Annotated in this window: 16 protein-coding genes; 9 read left to right on the forward strand and 7 right to left on the reverse strand. The window is 66.6% G+C overall.

All coding sequences use genetic code 11. The features are described 5' to 3' along the window. Nucleotides 1-55 precede the first annotated feature (55 nt). The 3 genes from lpdA to VEIS_RS19260 all read right to left on the reverse strand — a co-directional run bounded on the left by lpdA (nucleotide 56) and on the right by VEIS_RS19260 (nucleotide 5,817). On the reverse strand, nucleotides 56-1,501 hold the full coding sequence (gene lpdA, locus VEIS_RS19250; RefSeq protein ID WP_011811671.1) for a dihydrolipoyl dehydrogenase: 1,446 nt from the start codon (nucleotides 1,499-1,501) through the stop codon (nucleotides 56-58). Between the two features lie 12 nt (nucleotides 1,502-1,513). Beyond that, nucleotides 1,514-2,857 carry a 2-oxoglutarate dehydrogenase complex dihydrolipoyllysine-residue succinyltransferase gene (gene odhB / locus VEIS_RS19255; protein WP_041950201.1) on the reverse strand — a complete coding sequence of 448 codons (1,344 nt, stop codon included), beginning with the start codon at nucleotides 2,855-2,857 and terminating at the stop codon, nucleotides 1,514-1,516. An 80-nt stretch (nucleotides 2,858-2,937) separates the two neighbouring features. Next, entirely contained in the window at nucleotides 2,938-5,817 is a 2,880-nt protein-coding gene (locus VEIS_RS19260; RefSeq protein ID WP_011811673.1) for a 2-oxoglutarate dehydrogenase E1 component, read from the reverse strand. A 376-nt stretch (nucleotides 5,818-6,193) separates the two neighbouring features. On the opposite strand from VEIS_RS19260, the gene VEIS_RS19265 reads away from it, so the two are divergent. Continuing rightward, a complete protein-coding gene (locus tag VEIS_RS19265; RefSeq protein ID WP_011811674.1) occupies nucleotides 6,194-7,252 on the forward strand; it encodes an AI-2E family transporter in 1,059 nt (352 codons plus the stop codon). Nucleotides 7,253-7,321: 69 nt separating this feature from the next. Here VEIS_RS19265 and VEIS_RS19270 read toward each other — a convergent pair whose 3' ends face one another. Further along, nucleotides 7,322-9,022: an electron transfer flavoprotein-ubiquinone oxidoreductase gene (locus tag VEIS_RS19270; RefSeq protein WP_011811675.1), complete on the reverse strand. Its 1,701-nt coding sequence runs from the start codon at nucleotides 9,020-9,022 to the stop codon at nucleotides 7,322-7,324. Nucleotides 9,023-9,146: 124 nt separating this feature from the next. Here VEIS_RS19270 and VEIS_RS19275 point away from each other — a divergent pair, with 124 nt between their 5' ends. Together VEIS_RS19275 and VEIS_RS19280 are read left to right on the forward strand one after the other, a co-directional pair. Beyond that, entirely contained in the window at nucleotides 9,147-9,929 is a 783-nt protein-coding gene (locus VEIS_RS19275; RefSeq protein ID WP_011811676.1) for an SDR family oxidoreductase, read from the forward strand. A 347-nt stretch (nucleotides 9,930-10,276) separates the two neighbouring features. Further along, entirely contained in the window at nucleotides 10,277-10,696 is a 420-nt protein-coding gene (locus tag VEIS_RS19280) for an acyl-CoA thioesterase (RefSeq protein WP_011811677.1), read from the forward strand. Between the two features lie 63 nt (nucleotides 10,697-10,759). Here the strand turns inward: VEIS_RS19280 and VEIS_RS19285 are convergent, their stop codons facing one another. Beyond that, nucleotides 10,760-11,572, reverse strand: coding sequence for an IclR family transcriptional regulator (locus VEIS_RS19285; RefSeq protein WP_011811678.1), 813 nt, complete (start codon nucleotides 11,570-11,572; stop codon nucleotides 10,760-10,762). Between the two features lie 222 nt (nucleotides 11,573-11,794). On the opposite strand from VEIS_RS19285, the gene VEIS_RS19290 reads away from it, so the two are divergent. Next, complete coding sequence (locus tag VEIS_RS19290) at nucleotides 11,795-12,844, forward strand: Bug family tripartite tricarboxylate transporter substrate binding protein (protein ID WP_011811679.1); 1,050 nt, start codon at nucleotides 11,795-11,797, stop codon at nucleotides 12,842-12,844. On the opposite strand, the gene VEIS_RS29125 is transcribed toward VEIS_RS19290, so the two are convergent. After that, the gene (locus tag VEIS_RS29125; protein ID WP_157048598.1) at nucleotides 12,816-13,073 is read right to left on the reverse strand and encodes a hypothetical protein; all 258 of its coding nucleotides are present in this window, start codon (nucleotides 13,071-13,073) and stop codon (nucleotides 12,816-12,818) included. The two genes, VEIS_RS19290 and VEIS_RS29125, sit on opposite strands and share 29 nt — an antisense overlap. Nucleotides 13,074-13,114: 41 nt before the next feature. On the opposite strand from VEIS_RS29125, the gene VEIS_RS19295 reads away from it, so the two are divergent. The 4 genes from VEIS_RS19295 (at nucleotide 13,115) to VEIS_RS19310 (ending at nucleotide 17,065) form a co-directional block, all read left to right on the forward strand. Beyond that, entirely contained in the window at nucleotides 13,115-14,134 is a 1,020-nt protein-coding gene (locus VEIS_RS19295) for a Bug family tripartite tricarboxylate transporter substrate binding protein (protein WP_011811680.1), read from the forward strand. Nucleotides 14,135-14,293: 159 nt separating this feature from the next. Then, nucleotides 14,294-15,298 carry a Bug family tripartite tricarboxylate transporter substrate binding protein gene (locus VEIS_RS19300; protein ID WP_011811681.1) on the forward strand — a complete coding sequence of 335 codons (1,005 nt, stop codon included), beginning with the start codon at nucleotides 14,294-14,296 and terminating at the stop codon, nucleotides 15,296-15,298. Between the two features lie 86 nt (nucleotides 15,299-15,384). Further along, nucleotides 15,385-16,080: an RraA family protein gene (locus tag VEIS_RS19305; protein ID WP_011811682.1), complete on the forward strand. Its 696-nt coding sequence runs from the start codon at nucleotides 15,385-15,387 to the stop codon at nucleotides 16,078-16,080. A gap of 55 nt (nucleotides 16,081-16,135) precedes the next feature. After that, on the forward strand, nucleotides 16,136-17,065 hold the full coding sequence (locus tag VEIS_RS19310; RefSeq protein ID WP_011811683.1) for an NAD(P)-dependent oxidoreductase: 930 nt from the start codon (nucleotides 16,136-16,138) through the stop codon (nucleotides 17,063-17,065). Nucleotides 17,066-17,138: 73 nt separating this feature from the next. Here the strand turns inward: VEIS_RS19310 and VEIS_RS31715 are convergent, their stop codons facing one another. Further along, nucleotides 17,139-17,291, reverse strand: a complete 153-nt coding sequence (locus VEIS_RS31715; protein ID WP_157048599.1) for a hypothetical protein — start codon at nucleotides 17,289-17,291, stop codon at nucleotides 17,139-17,141. Nucleotides 17,292-17,376: 85 nt separating this feature from the next. Here VEIS_RS31715 and VEIS_RS19315 point away from each other — a divergent pair, with 85 nt between their 5' ends. Beyond that, nucleotides 17,377-18,354, forward strand: a complete 978-nt coding sequence (locus VEIS_RS19315; RefSeq protein WP_011811684.1) for a sigma-54 interaction domain-containing protein — start codon at nucleotides 17,377-17,379, stop codon at nucleotides 18,352-18,354. Nucleotides 18,355-18,362: the final 8 nt, after the last annotated feature.

Below are 18,362 nucleotides of genomic sequence, written 5' to 3' on the forward strand. Positions count from 1 at the left end.
TCGATGGCTACAAGCGCATCTGAACCATGCGCCTGCGGCCGTTTTTATGCAGACATCAGAAGTTCAGCGTGCGCTTGTCCACGGCCAAGGCCGCTTCCTTGATGGCTTCGCTCAATGTGGGGTGGGCATGGCAGATGCGCGCGATGTCTTCGCTGCTGGCCTTGAACTCCATGGCCAGCACGGCTTGGGCAATCAGTTCGCTGGCCTGCGGGCCTACGATGTGCACGCCCAGGATTTCATCGGTGCCGGCATCGGCCAGCATTTTGACCATGCCGGCGGTATCACCCAACGCGCGTGCGCGGCCATTGGCCAGGAAGGGGAAGACGCCGGCCCGGTACCCGATGCCCTCGGCCTTGAGTTGCTGCTCGCTGCGGCCCACCCAGGCGATTTCGGGGTGGGTGTAGATGACCCAGGGGATGGTGCCCAGGTTCACATGCCCATGCTGGCCGGCAATGCGCTCGGCCACGGCGACGCCCTCTTCCTCGGCCTTGTGCGCCAGCATCGGGCCGCGCACCACGTCGCCCACCGCCCAAATGCCGGGCACCGGGGTTTTGCAGTCGGCGTCGACCACCAGCGCGCCGCGCTCGTCCAGCGGCAGGCCCACGGCCTCGGCGTTCAGACCCTGGGTGTTGGGCACCCGGCCTATGGCTACGATGAGTTGGTCCACGTCCAGCGCCTGCGCCTGGCCCTTGGCGTCGGTATAGGCAATGTGCACCGCCTGCGCCCCCTTCTTGCCGACCGAGACTTGGCCGACCTGCGCGCCCAGTTCGATCGCCAGGCCCTGCTTGTCGAAAGCCTTTTTCGCCTCTTTGGCGATCTGCTCGTCGACCGCGCCCAGAAAAGTCGGCAGGCTTTCGAGGATGGTGACCTCGGCGCCCAGGCGGCGCCACACGGAGCCGATTTCCAGGCCGATCACTCCGGCGCCGATCAGGGCCAGCCTCTTGGGCACTGCGGCGAGGCGCAATGCGCCGTCGTTGGACAGCACCCGTTCTTCGTCAAACGGTGTGCCGGGCAGCGCGCGCGCGCTCGAGCCGGTGGCCACGATGATCTGCTTGCCGGTCAACAACTCTGGCGCCGCGCCTTGGGCCAGCGCTTGCACCGCAATCCGATAGCCGCCCTCGACGGCCTGCACGAACGAGCCGCGGCCATGGAAGAAGCGGACCTTGTTCTTCTTGAACAGGTACTGGATGCCATCGTTGTTTTGCCGGACCACGGCGCTTTTGCGGGCCTGCATTTTGGCCACATCGATCTGCACGCCGGCGACCGTGATGCCATGGTCGGCCCAATGCGTTGCCTGCTCGAAATGCTCGGACGATTGCAGCAGCGCCTTGGACGGAATGCAGCCCACGTTGGTGCAGGTGCCGCCCGGAGCGGCCCCTCCCTGGTCGTTCTGCGACGCATCGATACAGGCGGTGTTCAAGCCCAGTTGGGCGGCGCGGATCGCGGCAATGTAGCCACCGGGGCCGGCGCCGATGACGATCACATCGAATGCTTGGCTCATGGAAGACCCCGCTCAGATGTCGAACAGCAGGCGCGCAGGATCTTCCAGCGCCTCCTTCATCGCCACCAGGCCCAGCACGGCTTCGCGGCCGTCGATGATGCGGTGGTCGTAAGACATGGCCAGGTAGTTCATCGGGCGGATGACGATCTGGCCGTCCTCCACCACGGCGCGGTCCTTGGTGGCGTGCACGCCCAGGATGGCCGACTGCGGCGGGTTGATGATGGGCGTGGACAGCATCGAGCCAAAAGTGCCGCCATTGGAGATGGAAAAGGTGCCGCCGGTCAGCTCCTGAATTTCCAGCTTGCCGTCCGCGGCCTTCTGGGCGAACTCGGCGATTTTCTTTTCGATGTCGGCAAAGCCCATCTGGTCGGCGTTGCGCAGTATCGGCACCACCAGACCACGGGGCGAGCCGACGGCGATGCCGATGTCGAAGTAGCCGTGGTAGACGATGTCGTTGCCATCGACGGCCGCGTTGAGCACCGGGTATTTCTTCAGGGCATGCACTGCCGCCTTCACGAAAAAGCCCATGAAGCCGATCTTCACGCCATGCTCCTTGGTGAATGCGTCCTGGAACTTCTTGCGCATCTGCATCACCGGTGCCATGTTCACTTCGTTGAACGTGGTCAGGATGGCGTTGGTCGACTGCGATTGCAGCAGGCGCTCGGCCACGCGGGCACGCAGACGGCTCATCGCAACGCGCTGCTCGGGGCGCTCGCCCCACTGCGGCCTGGAGGATGCGGGCGCCGGCACCTGGGGCAGGACCTTGGCGGGAACGCCGGTCGGGATGGCGGGCGTCGCGGATGCGGGGGGTGTTGCAGCAACCGAGGGTGTCGCAGCGGCGGCGAAGGGTGTCGTAGCGGCTGCGAAGGATGTCGTAGCGGCTGCGAAGGATGTCGTAGCGGCTGCGCCGCGGGCCACGGCACCGAGCACATCCACCTTGGTCACGCGGCCGTCCTTGCCCGTGCCCGGCACCGACGCGGCGGACAGTTGGTGGTCGGCCAGCAGTTTGGCGGCGGCCGGCATGGCGACGCCGGCCTTCGCTGCCTGGGCTGCGGCCGGCGCCACAGTGGCTGCTGCGGCCGAAACTGCCGAAGCAGCCGATGCTGCCGCCCGGCCTTCGGTGTCGATGCGGGCAATGACCTGCTCGGCGGCGACCGTGGCGCCGTCGCCCTGAACGATCTCGGCCAGCAGGCCGGCGGCGGGCGCAGGCACTTCCAGCACCACCTTGTCGGTTTCGATCTCGATCAGAATCTCATCGATTGCCACGGCCTGGCCGGGCTTTTTCTTCCACGCCAGCAAGGTGGCCTCGACCACGGATTCGGACAGTGCGGGGACTTTGACTTCTACGATGGCCATACCAGTTCTTCTTTCGGAATGCTTCGGGGACTTCGGGAACCATGGGGATGAGGGTTTTCGCTTGCCGTGCGCAGTGGCGTTCATTTGGTCAGCACAAAGCCCTTGATCTTGCCGAACGCGCCATCGACCAGCGCCTTTTGCTGCTCCTGGTGCAGGTGCGAGTATCCGACGGCAGGCGATGCCGATGCCGCGCGGCCGGAGTAGCCCAGTTTCTGGCCTTCGTGCATGTTCTCGTGGATGTAGTGCTGCACGAAGAACCAGGCGCCCTGGTTCTGCGGCTCGTCCTGGCACCAGACCACATCGATGGCCTGGGCGTAGCGCTTGAGCTCTGCGGCAAAGGCTTTGTGCGGGAACGGGTACAACTGCTCGACGCGCAGGATCGCCACATCATCGATGGCCTTCTCGCTGCGCCTTTTGACCAGGTCGTAGTACACCTTGCCGGAGCAGGCCAGCACGCGCCTGACCTTGGCGGCCTTTTTGACGATGGCTTCGTCCTGCTCGGGAATCACCGTCTGGAAGCCGCCCCTGGTGAACTCGGACAGCGGCGAGGTGGCGTCCTTGTTGCGCAGCAGCGACTTGGGCGTCATGATGATCAGCGGCTTGCGCAGCGCGCGCACCATCTGGCGCCGCAGCACATGGAAAATCTGGCTGGCCGTGGTCGGCTGCACCACTTGCATGTTGGCGTCGGCCGCCATTTGCATGAAGCGCTCCAGACGCGCCGAACTGTGCTCGGGGCCTTGGCCTTCGTAGCCATGGGGCAGCATCAGCGTGATGCCGTTGACGCGGCCCCATTTGACTTCGCCCGAGGCGATGAACTGGTCGATCACCACCTGCGCGCCATTGGCGAAGTCGCCGAACTGGGCTTCCCAGATCACCAGGGTATTGGGGTCGTTCGAGGCGTAGCCGTATTCAAAGCCCAGCACCGCCTCTTCGGAGAGGATGGAGTCGATGACGACGAACGGCGCCTGGTTCTCGGCCACGTTCTGCAACGGCGTGTAGGTGCCGATGTCCCATTTCTCGCGCTTTTGGTCATGCACCACGGCGTGGCGGTGCGTGAACGTGCCACGGCCGCAGTCCTCACCCGACAGCCGCACCGCGTAGCCGCTGGCCACCAGCGATGCAAACGCCATATGCTCGCCCATGCCCCAGTCCACGGGCAGTTCGCCACGGCCCATCGCGGCGCGATCGTCATAGACCTTCCTGACCAGTTGGTGCGGGGTCACGCTGCCAGGAATCAGCGTGATTTTCTCGGCCAGGCGCCGCCACTCGGCCAGCGGAATCGCGGTGTCACCAGCGTCGGTCCACTTCTTGCCCAGGAAGGGGCTCCAGTCGACCGCGTACTTGCTCTTGAAGTTGGTCAGCACCGGATCGACCGTGTGCTTGCCGGCATCCATCGCCTGGCGGTAGGCCCGGGCCATGTCATCGCCCAAGGTCTCGCCCAGGCCCTGCGCAGCCAGTTTGTCGGCATAGAGCTTGCGCGTGCCCGGATGCGCGCCGATCTTCTTGTACATCAGCGGCTGGGTCAGCGCCGGCGTGTCCTGCTCGTTGTGGCCGAGCTTGCGAAAGCAGACGATGTCCACGACCACATCCTTGCGGAACTCCATGCGGAACTCCAGGGCCAGTTGGGTGGCCAGCACCACGGCCTCGGGATCATCGCCGTTGACATGCAGCACCGGCGACTCGATCATCTTGACCACATCGGTGCAGTACAGCGTGGAACGGCTATCGCGGGGGTCGGAGGTGGTGAAACCGATCTGGTTGTTGATCACGATATGCACCGTGCCGCCGGTGGAGTAGCCCCGGGTCTGTGCCAGCGCCAGCGTTTCCTGAATCACCCCCTGGCCGGCAAATGCCGCGTCACCATGCACCAGCACCGGCAGCACCTGCTGGCCTTGCGGGTCGGCCCGGCGGTCCATGCGCGCGCGCACCGAGCCTTCGACCACCGGGTTGACGATCTCCAGGTGCGACGGATTGAAAGCCAGCGAAAGGTGTACCGGGCCGCCCGGGGTGGTCACGTCGGAGCTGAAGCCCTGGTGGTACTTCACATCGCCGGCAGCCAGGTCTTCGGGCGCCGTATGGTCGAATTCGGCAAACAAATCCTTGGGCATCTTGCCCATGACGTTGACCAGCACATTCAAGCGGCCACGGTGGGCCATGCCGATCACGATTTCCTGCACCCCCTTGGCGCCCGCCGACTGTATCAACTCGTCGATCGAGGCAATGAAACTCTCGCCGCCTTCGAGCGAGAAGCGCTTTTGCCCGACATACTTGGTGTGCAGGAAACGCTCCAGGCCCTCGGCGGCGGTCAGCCGCTCCAGGATGTGCTGCTTCTTGTCCGCGCCAAAGCTGGGCTTGCTGCGTATGGCTTCGAGCCGCTGCTGCCACCAGCGTTTCTGGTTCTGGTCGGTGGCGTACATGTACTCGGCGCCAATCGAGCCGCAGTAGGTCTCGCGCAGCGCATTGAGCAGTTCGCGCAAAGGCATCGTCTCCTTGCCGAAGAACAGGTTGCTGGTGTTGAACACCGTCTCCTGGTCGGCATCGCTGAAGCCATAGAACGCCGGATCGAGTTCGGGAATCACCGGGCGCTCGGTGCGCTTGAGCGGGTCGAGATCGGCCCAGCGCTGGCCCACATTGCGGTACGCCGCAATCAGCTGCTGCACAGCCGTGCGTTTGCGGCCCAGTTCCGAATCCGCCCCCGTGGCCACGACCACCTTGGTGCCCCCCTGCTTGGCGCGCTCGGCAAAGGCATTGATGACCGGCAAATGGGGCACATCCCGGGCATGGCTGCCGTCGACGGCAGCCACATGCTGGAGTGCGTCAAAATACTCGCGCCAGTTGTCCGGGACGCTGCCGGGGTTGCCGAGATAGTTCTCGTACAACTCTTCGACATAGGGCGCGTTGCCGCCGAACAGGTAGGTGTTGCCTTGATAGGCTTGGTAGACGGATGCCGTATCGCTCATGATGCGCTGACCTGCGCTTTCCTGCGGAAAGCATGAGTTGGTTGGAAAACCTTCCGCGACACGGCTGGACCGGTTGGCGGATGCGACTGTGGCTGGGGAAGGGCCTTGGTACACGGCGCATTGTGCCACCGATCATCCGCCCGGGGACTTGCCGCAGCCCCGCCTGGTGTATCGTCCCGTAAATAACTGCACATGAAGGAAGCGCCCTTCGCGCCAGGGCGGTGTTGCAAATCATCGCCACACCCCTGCACGGTATCGGTATTACGATGATTTGCGCCTTGTCCCGAGACAAAACACAGCGATTTCATTTTGTGCAGCTATTTGCGGGACGGCGCACTGGCGTACATTCCATCCATTGTCGTTGCCACGCTCGAACATGACGCCCCACCATCTTCAGGACAAAGCCTTCGTGCTGCTGCTGATCCTCGTCACCATCGCCTTCGGCGCCATCCTGTGGCAGTTCCACGGGGCCGTTTTCTGGGGCGTGATCTTGGCCATATTGTTTGCGCCCTGGCACCGCCGGCTGCTCGATCGCATGCCCGGGCGCCCAACGCTGGCAGCGCTGTGCACGCTGGCACTGTGCCTGATCGTCGTCATCTTGCCGCTGGCGGCGATCACCGTCTCGCTGGCCCAGGAAGCGACGGTGATCTATGAGCGGGTGTACACCGGCCAGATCGACTTTGGCCTGTATCTGCAGCAAGTGATCGCCGCCCTGCCCGCCTGGGCCGTCAACCTGCTCGACGGCCTGCATCTGACCTCCGTCGGGCAATGGCAACAAAGGCTCTCCGCCGTTGCCGTCCAGGCCAGCCAGTTCCTGGCCACGCAGGCGCTGAACATCGGACAAAACACGCTGGAGTTCATCGTCAGTTTCGGCGTCATGCTGTACCTGCTGTTTTTCCTGTTGCGCGACGGCCCGCGCCTGGCATTGCGCATCGGCCAGGCCACCCCGCTGGAGCCGAACCACAAGCAGCCGCTGATCCGCAACTTCACCACCGTGATCCGCGCCACCGTCAAAGGCAATATCGTGGTCGCAGCCGCCCAGGGCGCATTGGGCGGGCTGATCTTCTGGGTGCTGGGCATCCAGGGCCCGGTCCTTTGGGGCGTCTTGATGGCCTTCCTGTCCTTGCTGCCCGCCGTGGGCGCCGGGCTGATCTGGGTGCCGGTGGCGATCTATTTCCTGGCCACGGGCGCCATATGGCAAGGGGTGGTGCTGACCGCCTTCGGTGTCGGCGTGATCGGGCTGGTGGACAACATCCTGCGCCCCATCCTGGTCGGCAAGGACACCAAGATGCCGGACTACATCGTGCTGATCTCGACACTGGGCGGAATGGCCCTGTTCGGCCTGATGGGCTTTGTCATCGGCCCGGTCATCGCCGCCCTTTTCATCGCCAGTTGGGAACTGTTTGCACCCGGTGATGCAGGCCCGACGCGCTGAACTCAGGGGTGCAATGGCGCCCCATCGCATGGTCTGCAATGTCCGTGCGGCTCGAGTGGCAACGGCTGCTCACATCCCCGCATAGTTCGGCCCGCCACCGCCTTCTGGTGTCACCCAGACGATGTTCTGCGTCGGGTCCTTGATGTCGCAGGTCTTGCAGTGCACGCAGTTTTGGGCGTTGATCTGCAGACGTTGGGCTTGGCCGCCTTGGGTTTCATCGGGCACGAATTCGTAGACGCCGGCGGGGCAGTAGCGCGTCTCGGGGCCGGCGTAGCGGGCCAGGTTGGTGCGCACCGGCACGCTCGCGTCCTCGAGCGTCAGGTGGGCGGGCTGGTTTTCTTCGTGGTTGGTGTTGCTGATGAACACGCTCGCGAGGCGGTCGAAGGTCAGTTTGCCATCGGGCTTGGGGTAGGCGATGGGCCGGCATTCGGCGGCGGGTCTGAGCCGGGCGTGGTCGGGCTGGTCGCGGTGCAGCGTCCAGGGGATGCGGCCGCGCAGCACCAGTTGCTCCAGGCCGTTCATCAGCGTGGCCGTGGCCAGGCCGTGTTTGAACCAGTTCTTGAAGTTGCGGTCTTTGTTCAGTTCGGTGTGCAGCCAGCTTTTTCCGAAGGCTTCGGGGTAGGCGCTGAGTTCGTCGTGCTGGCGGCCGGCGATGATGGCCTCGCAGGCGGCTTGCGCGGCCAGCATGCCGGTTTTGATGGCGGCGTGGCTGCCCTTGATGCGGCCCACGTTCAGGTATCCGGCGTCGCAGCCCACCAGTGCGCCGCCCGGGAACACCGTCTTGGGCAGGGCATTGATGCCGCTGGCGTTGATCGCGCGCGCGCCGTAGGACAGGCGCCTGGCGCTGATCGCGCCGCTGTCGTTCTCGAAGTAGTAGCGGATGTTCGGATGGGTCTTCCAGCGCTGGAATTCCTCGAATGGGTCGAGGTAGGGGTTGGTGTAACCCAGGCCGGTCACGAAGCCGACGGCCACCTTGCGCTCTTGCATATGGTAGAGAAAGGCGCCGCCGTAGGTGTCGCTGGCCATGGGCCAGCCGGCGCTGTGCAGCACGAAGCCGGGTTGGTGGCGTGCGGGGTCGATTTCCCACAATTCCTTGATGCCGATGGCGAAACTTTGCGGCTCGCGGTCTTGGTCGAGCTGGTAGCGCGCGATCAGTTGGCGCCCCAGGTGGCCGCGTGCGCCTTCGGCGAACACGGTGTATTTGCCCAGCAGTTCCATGCCCAACTGAAAGCCCGCCGTGGGCTGGCCGTCCTTGCCCAGACCCAGGTGGCCGGTGGCCACGCCCTTGACCGAGCCGTCGTCGTCGTAGAGCAGTTCGGCAGCGGGAAAGCCGGGGAAGATCTCCACGCCCAGGGCCTCGGCTTGCTCGGCCAGCCAGCGGGTCACGTCACCCAGGCTCACGATGAAGTTGCCGTGGTTTTGCGCAAACGGCGGCAGCAGCAGCCGGGGCACGCGAAAGCCCGATTGCCGGCTCAAAAAGACATAGGCATCGTCGGTCACGGGCTGGTTCAACGGGGCGCCGCGCTGTTTCCAGTCGGGGATCAGTTCGGTCAGCGCCCGGGGGTCCATGATCGCGCCCGACAGGATGTGCGCGCCGGGCGCCGAGCCTTTTTCCAGCACCAGCACCGATATCTCCCGGCCTTTTTCCGCCGCCAGTTGCTTGGCGTGGATGGCTGTGGCCAGGCCGCCCGGGCCGGCGCCGACGACCACCAGATCGTATTGCATTGATTCGCGGGGCCCATACCGGGCGAGGAGTTCCTGGTTTGTCATCGGCGGCTCGGGGCGTTTGATAATGGGGCGACTTCTGCCGTGCAGGTGTCTGGCTGGCCACCGATTGTATGCACCGGCTACCGATCAGCGAACGACCGTTCCATTTCTTCCAAGGAGTCCCTCAATGGCATACAGCATCGACTTGTCCGGCCGCGTGGCCTTCATCACCGGCGCCTCCAGCGGCCTGGGCGCGCAGTTTGCCCGCACGCTGGCCCGCGCCGGAGCCGGTGTGGTGCTGGCCAGCCGCCGGGTGGAGCGGCTCAAGGAACTGCGCGCGCACATCGAGGGCGAGGGCGGCGATGCCCATGTGATCGCACTGGACGTGACCGACCATGACTCGATCAAGTCCGCCGTGGCCCACGCCGAAACCGAGATGGGCTCGATCGACATTCTGGTCAACAACTCGGGCGTCTCGACCACGCAGCGCATACAGGATGTGCGGCCCGAGGACTACGACTTCATCTTCAACACCAATGTCCGGGGCGCCTTCTTCGTGGCGCAAGAGGTGGGCAAGCGCATGCTGGCCCGTGCCTGCGGTGCCGCGCCCGGCAGTTTCACCGGCGGGCGCATCATCAATATCGCCTCGATGGCGGGCCTGAAGGTGTTGCCGCAGATCGGCGCCTACTGCATGAGCAAGGCGGCCGTGGTGCAGATGACCCGGGCCATGGCCGGGGAATGGGGCAGGTTCGGCATCAACGTCAATGCCATCTGCCCCGGCTACATCGACACCGAGATCAACCACCACCACTGGCAGACGGAGCAGGGCCGCAAACTGGTGGCGATGCTGCCGCGCAAGCGCGTGGGCAGCCCCGAAGACCTCGATGCCCTGCTGGTCATGCTGGCCAGCGACCAGAGCCATTTCATCAACGGCGCGGTGATCGCGGCCGACGACGGTTTTGCCGTCTGACCCGAGCGCCGGATGCTGATTCCATTTCCCAATCGTTCGTGAAAGCGAAGGCCAAGCGCAGACAGTACGAGTGCACGGCAAGCGACGCCGATGAAGTGCACGGATGATTCAGGCATGGAATCCGCTTCGTGCTGCCGTGCAGCATGCCGGATCCGGGGCCGAACGGGCTGGCCACCGTGCCGTGGAACCATGCCAGCCTCTGCGGTCGGTTCATCGCCAGCGAAGCCCTGTTCGCCCTTCTATACTCGTTTTTCCGGAGCGGCCACTGGCCCGTGGCCCGCGCCCGCGCAGTAGGCGGCCACGGCACGGTTCACCGCTGGCATCCTCGCATCCACCAAGGCACACCGATGAAGATTGACCTTCCCGAACGCAAGAAGCTGGTTCATGAAATGCGCTTTCCGGTGCGCTGGGGCGACATGGATGCGATGGGCCATGTCAACAACACGGTGTATTTCCGCTACCTGGAGACGGCGCGCATCGACTGGATGGTGGCAATGGGCTGCCGCCCGGACCCGGACGGGCAGGGGCCGGTCATCGCCCACGCATTTTGCAACTTCTACCACCAGCTCGAATACCCGGCGGATGTGCTGCTGCGGATGTACGTCAGCGACCCGGGGCGCACCACGTTCGAGACCTGGGGCACGATGGAGCGGCAAAGCCAGCCCGGCGTGATTTGCGCGGCCGGCGGCGCCACCACCATCTGGGTGGACTTCAGGCAGTCCAAGGCCGTGCCCCTGCCCGACTGGATGCGGGCGCTGGTGGAGTGACCCCCCCCCGCAGCGCCAGCGGGCGCGGGCGCGGGCTTGGGGCGCACGCTGCGGCAAACCCCGTCATGGATGCCATTGGCCGGGCCGCGCGGACGACGACGCGGGTGACGGCGTGAGCGCCGCGCCGGCGAGCGCATGGGACAGCCGGTTGGCCGCGCCGATCAGGCTCGGCGCCAGCGCTTGCAGCTTTTTGACCGGCAGGCGCGACGCCGGCCCCGAAATGCACACCGAGCCCAGCAGCCGCCAATGCGGCCCGAACACCGGCGCCGACACGGTGGCCACGCCCTGCTCGCGCTCGCCAATCGACCAGTGGTAGCCGCGCTGGCGGATCGCCTCGTAGTCGGCGCCTGGCTCGCCCGAGAACGCCAGGATCACGCGGCCCGGCGAGCCTTTGTCCAGCGGCAAGCCTTCGCCCATACGCGCATGGTGGCGCAGCGCCTGCGGGCCTTCCACGCGCACCAGGCAGGTACGCAACGGGCCCTCGCGCACGTAAAAGGCCGCGCTCTCGCCGCTGGACTGGGTGAGCGCGCGCAATGCCGGCTCCAGGACGTTTTGCACGTCAAACCCGGCCTGGTAGCGCGCACCGAGCCAGCCCGTTGCCGGCCCCAGGCGCCATGGGCCGTCCTCGCGCTGCACCAGGTAGCCCGCTTGTGCCAGCGTGCGTGCCAGACGCAGCACCGTGGTCTTGTGCAACGCGCAGCGCTGGCTCAGCACGGCCAGCGACAACTGTGATTCGCCCAAGGCGAAGGCGTCGAGCAGTTGCAGTGCGCGTCTGACGGAGACGACGGAGACGACGGCGGCGGCAGGGGCTGCTGCGTCGGCCAGGATGGGCGGGGAAGCAGCGCTCGCAGCGCTGCGGCGAAATTGCTTGCTCATGGTGCGCTCACTGGAGTGCCTGCGACTTCGGCTGCGGGACGAGCGCCTTCGGGTGGCCGCGCGGCGCTCACTGGCGTATGGAGACCACCCTCCTGCCTGACGCCGCCCTGCGTTGCGCGCAGCGAAACGCCATTGTATGCAGCGCAACCGGCCCTTACAGTCGCGCCCCCGATGCAGCGCAGCCGGCGCGCATCACGGTGCACACCACGGAGACCAACGACCATGCCCACCCTGCCCTCTGCGGCCGCGTTTTCTGCGCCTTCCCCACCTTCCCCACGGCTGCGCCCGTTGCGCCCGTTGCGCCTGTGCGCTGCCGCCTGGCTGGCGCTGGTGCTGGCGGCCCTGCCCGCCGGCAGCCCGCTGGCGCAGCAGGGCTACCCGGGCAAGCCGATCCGCCTGATCGTTCCGTTCCCGCCGGGCGGCGGCACCGACATGATTGCGCGCACCGTGGCGCAAAAAATGGCCGAGCAGAACCGCTGGAGCGTGGTGGTGGACAACCGCCCCGGCGCCGGCGGCAACCTGGGCCTGGGCAGTGCCGCCAAGTCGGCGCCCGATGGCCATACGCTGGTGCTGGGGCAGACCAGCAACCTGGCCATCAATCCCGCGCTCTACCCCCAACTGCCCTATGACCCGCTCAAGGACCTGGTGCCGGTGGCGCTGCTGTCGTCCGCGCCCATCGTGATGGCCACGTCCGTGAAGTCGGCCTTCAAGACCTATGCCGATGTGGTGGCGGCGGCCAGAAAGCAGCCCGATATGGTCACGCTCGGCTATTCCGGCAATGGCACGGTGGCGCATCTGGCGGGCGAGTTGGCCCAGAACGCTGCCGGCATCCGGCTGCGCCATATTCCGTACAAAGGCGCGGCCCAGGCCATGACGGACCTGGTCGGCGGGCAGATCGATCTGTACATGTCTTCCGTGCCCACGCTGCTGGGCCAGGTGCGCAACGGCAAGCTGCGCGCCATCGTGCTCACCTCGGCCCGGCGCTCGGGCCAGTTGCCGGACACACCCACGCTGGCCGAGTCCGGCTACCCGGGCTTCGATGCGCTGACCTGGTTCGGCATCCTCGCGCCGGCCGGCACGCCCGCCGCCATCGTGCAGCAGTTGAACCAGGCCATCAACCAGGCGCTGGCGCAGCCCGATGTGGCCGAAAAACTGCGCGCCGAAGGCGGCGAGGTGCTCGGCGGCAGCGCCGAGCGCTTTGCCGAACTGCTGCGCACCGAGGTCACGCGCTGGGGCAAGATCGTCAAGGACTCGGGGGCCAGCATCGATTGAGATCGATGGCTCGACTCCTGCGCGCTGGCCGACGGCTTTCGCTACAGTCGCGCCACGATGCGGTGCCTCGTGTCGCGTCACGGATCAGATGTCGTAGGCTGCGCGCAGCCATCGGAGCGCAGCGCAAGGCGCATCGCTTGCCCATACCGAGCTGTATTGGCAAGCGATGCAACGCCGCGATGCGCTTCGATGGCCAGCGCAGACCGACAGATGATCGGTGACGCGACACTAAGGCGCACCGCGTGATGTTTGCCACAGAGACCAACGACCATGCCGCTTCTTTCGCTTCCCCCGCTTGCACGCCCCCTGCCCCCGCTCCCCCTGCGCCTGTGCGCTGCCGCCTGGCTGGCGCTGGCGCTGGCGGCCCTGCCCGCCGGCAGCCCGCTGGCGCAGCAGGGCTATCCGGGCAGGCCGATCCGGCTGGTCGTCCCGTTCCCGCCGGGCAGCGGTTCCGACATCACGGCGCGCACCGTGGCGCAGAAAATGGCCGAGCAGAACCACTGGAGCGTGCTGGTGGACAACCGCCCCGGCGCCGGCGGCAACCTGGGCGTGGACAGCGTCGCCAAGTCGGCGCCCGATGGCCATACGCTGGTGCTGGGGCAGACCAACAACCTGGCCATCAACCCCACGCTCTACCCCCAACTGCCTTATGACCCGCTCAAGGACCTGGTGCCGGTGGCGCTGCTGTCGTCCTCGCCCATCGTGCTGGTCACGTCCCTGAAGTCGGCCTTCAAGACCTATGCCGATGTGGTCACTGCGGCCAGGATGCAGCCCGATACGGTCACGCTGGGGGTTGCCGGCAGCACCGCGCAACTGGCGGGCAAACTGGCCGAGAACGCTGCCGGCATCCGGCTGCGCCACATCCCCTACAAAGGCGCAGCCCAGGGCGTGACGGACCTGGTGGGCGGGCAGATCGATTTGTACATATCCTCCGTGCCCACGCTGCTGGGCCAGGTGCGCAACGGCAGGCTGCGCGCGCTGGCGATCACCTCGGCCCGGCGCTCGGGCCAGTTGCCGGACACGCCCACGCTGGCCGAGTCCGGCTACCCGGGCTTCGATGTCACGACCTGGTACGGCATCCTCGCTCCGGCGGGCACACCCGCCGCCATCGTGCAGCAGTTGAACCAGGCCATCAATCAGGCGCTGGCACAGCCCGATGTGGCCGAAAAACTGCGCTCCGAAGGCGGCGAGGTGCTCGGCGGCAGCGCCGAGCGCTTTGCCGAACTGCTGCGCACCGAGGTGCCGCGCTGGGGCAAGATCGTCAAGGACTCGGGGGCCAGCGTCAATTGATATCGATGGATTCCTGCGCGCTAGCCGACGGCTTTCGCTACAGTCGCGCCACGCTTGCAGCGCCTGCGGCACTGCGTGATGTGCGATGCCTTCGGCGCACCGCGTGTCATGCGGCACCGAAGGCGCACAGTGTGCTGTTCGCCACGGAGACCCACGACCATGCTGCCTTCCCTGCTTTTGCCGCTTTCGCGCCCGCTGCGCCTGTGCGCCGCCGCCTGGCTCGGGCTGGCGCTGGCGGCCCTGCCCGCCGGCAGCCCGCTGGCGCAACAGGGCTATCCGGGCAAGCCGATCCGGCTGGTGGTGCCGTTTCTGGCCGGCGGCGGGCCTGACATGACGGCGCGCACCGTGGCGCAAAAAATGGCCGAGCACAACGGCTGGAGCGTGCTGGTGGACAACCGCCCCGGTGCCAGCGGCAACCTGGGCGTGGACAGCGTCGCCAAGTCGGCGCCCGATGGCCATACGCTGGTGCTGGGGCAGACCAGCAACCTGGCCATCAATCCCGCGCTCTACCCCGAACTGCCCTATGACCCGCTCAAGGACCTGGTGCCGGTGGCGCTGGTGTCATCCTCGCCGATGGTGCTGGTCACGCACCCGAAGTCGGCCTTCAAGACCTACGCCGACGTGGTCGCGGCAGCCAGGATGCAGCCCGACACGATCACACTGGGGTTTTCCGGCAGCACCGCGCATCTGGCGGGCAATCTGGCCGAGAACGCTGCCGGCATCCAACTGCGCCACATCCCCTACAAAGGCGCAGCCCAGGGCATGACGGACCTGGTGGGTGGGCAGATCGATCTGTACCTGTCATCCGTGACCACGCTGCTGGGCCAGGTGCGCAACGGCAAGCTGCGCGCCATCGTGCTCACCTCGGCCCGGCGCTCGGGCCAGTTGCCGGACACACCCACGCTGGCCGAGTCCGGCTACCCGGGCTTCGATGCCGTGACCTGGTACGGCATCCTCGCGCCGGCCGGCACGCCCGCCGCCATCGTGCAGCAGTTGAACCGGGCCATCAACCAGGCGCTGGCGCAGCCCGATGTGGCCGAGAAACTGCGCTCCGAAGGCGGCGAGGTGCTCGGCGGCAGCGCCGAGCGCTTTGCCGAACTGCTGCGCACCGAGGTCACGCGCTGGGGCAAGATCGTCAAGGACTCGGGGGCCAGCATGAACTGACTCCTCGTTTCCCGTTCCTGCGCAGCGGCCGACCACTTCACCCTTTCGTACCCTCTGCCCTTTCTTTTCACCGGAGATGCAACGCCATGGACCAACTTCCCGCCATCATTCGTGACTTCGAGCGCGTCAGCGCCGACCTCGTCGAACAAGCCGCAGCCTTCCAGGCCGCCATTCTTTCCGACGTGGCGGGCCGGCGCGGCACCATGCATGGCCGCGTGGCGCCGGTGCACGAGCGCATGCAGCTTGCCGGCCCGGCCTTCACCGTCGAAGTGCGCCCCGGCGACAACCTGATGATCCATGCGGCGGTTGCGCTGGCCCGGCCCGGGGATGTGCTGGTCATCGACGGCCGGGGCGATCAGACCGTCGCGCTGATGGGCACCCTGATGCTCAGCGCCTGCAAGCAGCGGGGTCTGGCGGGCGTGGTGGTCGATGCCGCGATCCGTGACCGGCTCGATGTGCTGGCGCTGGACTTTGCCGTGTTCAGCGTGGGCTTCAACCCCGCAGGGCCGACCAAGCTGGTGCCTGGCCGCATCAACCACCCGATATCGGCCGGTGGCGTGGTGGTCCATCCGGGCGACCTGATCGTTGGCGATGCCGATGGCGTGGTGGTCATCGAGCGCGCCAAGGCCCCGGCGTTGATGGCGCTGGCCCGAAACAAGGTGGCCGAAGAAGCCGCGCGCATCCAGGCCATTGCCCGGGGCGATACCTCCGCCCCATGGCTGCCGGCCGCGCTCAAGGCAGCCGGGGTGATACAGCAGGGGCAGGAAGGGCAGTTCCCGTGAGCGCTGCACGGCCGCCCGAAGGCGCCCGCACCGCAGCCGAAGCGAAGGTACCCCGGTGAGCGCCACCATCCTGGTCACCGGCGCAGACCTTGCGCCGCAGGCGCTGGCCCTGCTCGCAGACTTCAAGATCGTCTATGCCGGCCCGGCGCCCGCCGAGCAAGACCTGGTGGCGCTGTGCCGCGCGCACGACCCGGTGGCCATCATCGTGCGCTATGGCATGGTCGGCGCTGCCGTGATGGATGCTGCGCCGGCGCTGAAAGTCATCTCCAAACATGGCAGTGGCAGCGACACCATCGACAAGCAGGCAGCCCAGGCGCGCGGCATCGCCGTGGTGGCTGCGGTCGGGGCCAATGCGCCTGCGGTGGCCGAGCAAGCCCTGGCGCTGCTGCTGGCCTGTGCCAAGTCGGTAGTGGCGCTCGATGCGCGCATGCACGCCGGCCACTGGGACAAGGCCACGCACAAAAGCCTGGAACTGCGCGGGCGCAGCATCGGCGTGGTGGGGCTGGGGGCCATCGGCCAGCGCTTTGCGCTGCTGGCCGCTGCGCTGGGCATGCGGGTGCTGGGTTTCGATCCCCATGCCGGCGCACTCCCGGCTTGCGTGCAGCGCGTGAGTCTGGAGACCCTCTGGCGCACATCGGATGCGATCTCGCTGCACTGCCCGCTGACCGACGACAACCGGGGCCTGCTCAACGCCCGCACCCTGGCGCAGTGCAAGCGCGGCGTGCTGCTGATCAACACGGCGCGCGGCGGTCTGATCGACGAGGCCGCATTGCTGGCCGCCGTGCGCAGCGGCCAGGTGGGCATGGCCGGTCTGGACAGCTTTGCGCTCGAACCCATGGCGGCGGGGCATCCGTTCCAAGGTGAAAAGAACTTCATCCTCAGCCCGCATATCGGCGGGGTGACCGACACCGCCTATGTCAGCATGGGCGTCGGCGCGGCCAGAAACCTGCTGGCGGTGCTCGATGGGCGGGTGGCTGCGCCGTGAGATGGCCAGTGCCGGGATCGGGATCATTTGCCGCAAACTGCCGCATCGAATTCCAGCGATGGCTAGTGTCGCGTCACCGATCAGATGTCGTAGGCTGCGCGCCGCCATCGGAGCGCAGCACAAGGCGCATCGCGCAGCCCATACCGATCTGTATTGGCAAGCGATGCAACGCCGCGATGCGCTTCGATGGCCAGCGCAGACCGACAGATGATCGGTGACGCGACACGAGGGCCGCGCCAAGTATGCCGGCATAAAGGCAGGCACCCCATTGCCGGGATAATGCCGGGCACCCCTGTTTTTGTCCGGCGTCCATGACCGCACCTGTCGCGCTTGCCGAGATCATCGTCGGCGACCACCCTTCCATCGTCGCCTTGCGCGACCTGGTCCTGCGCGTCGCGCGCAGCCACGCCAGCACGGTGCTCCTCTACGGCGAGACGGGCACGGGCAAGGGCTTGGTGGCGCGCGCCCTGCACGAGCATTCGTCCCGGGCCGACAAGGGCTTCACCGAGATCAATTGCGCGGCCATTCCCGGCAATTTGCTGGAGTCGGAGCTTTTCGGCCATGAGCGCGGGGCGTTCACGGGCGCCGTCGCGCGCAAGGTGGGTCTGCTGGAGACCGCCCACGGCGGCAGCGTCTTCCTGGACGAGGTGCGCGAGCTCGATCCCATGATGCAGGCCAAGATCCTGACGCTGCTGGACAGCCGGCGCTTTCGTCGCATCGGGGCGGTGCGCGAAGTCTGCACCGATGTGCGCTTCATCGCCGCCACCAACAAGATTCTGCTGGGCGAAGTCAACGCCGGCAAGTTCCGCGACGATCTCTACTACCGCCTGCAGGTGGTCTCGATCAACCTGCCGCCGCTGCGTGAACGCGGCGACGACATCTTCGTGCTGGCCGAGCGGTTCCTGGCGCGCTTCAACCGCCTGCACGCCAGCCATTTCGAGCGCCTCGACGCGCCTGTGGAAGCGGCGTTCCGGCGCTATGCCTGGCCGGGCAATGTGCGCGAGTTGGGCAACCTGCTGGAACGCATTTGCATCCTGGAAAGCGGCACCAGGGTGGGCTTGGAACATCTGCCGGCGCGCGTCGTGCGCGGCCCCGCGCCGGGTGTCGACGTGGCCGAAGGCAACTACGCCGCACGCACCGCAACCTTCCAGCGCGGCATGATCGAATCTGCCTTGGCCGCCACGGGCGGCAACCTCGGCGCGGCGGCGAGCACGCTTGGCTTGTCGCGCCACGCGCTCCGGCACCAGATGAGCAAACTGGATATGGTGCAGGGCGTCGGCCGTTCCTGAGAGCACGC

Source organism: Verminephrobacter eiseniae EF01-2 (assembly GCF_000015565.1).
GTDB classification, from domain to species: domain Bacteria; phylum Pseudomonadota; class Gammaproteobacteria; order Burkholderiales; family Burkholderiaceae_C; genus Acidovorax; species Acidovorax eiseniae.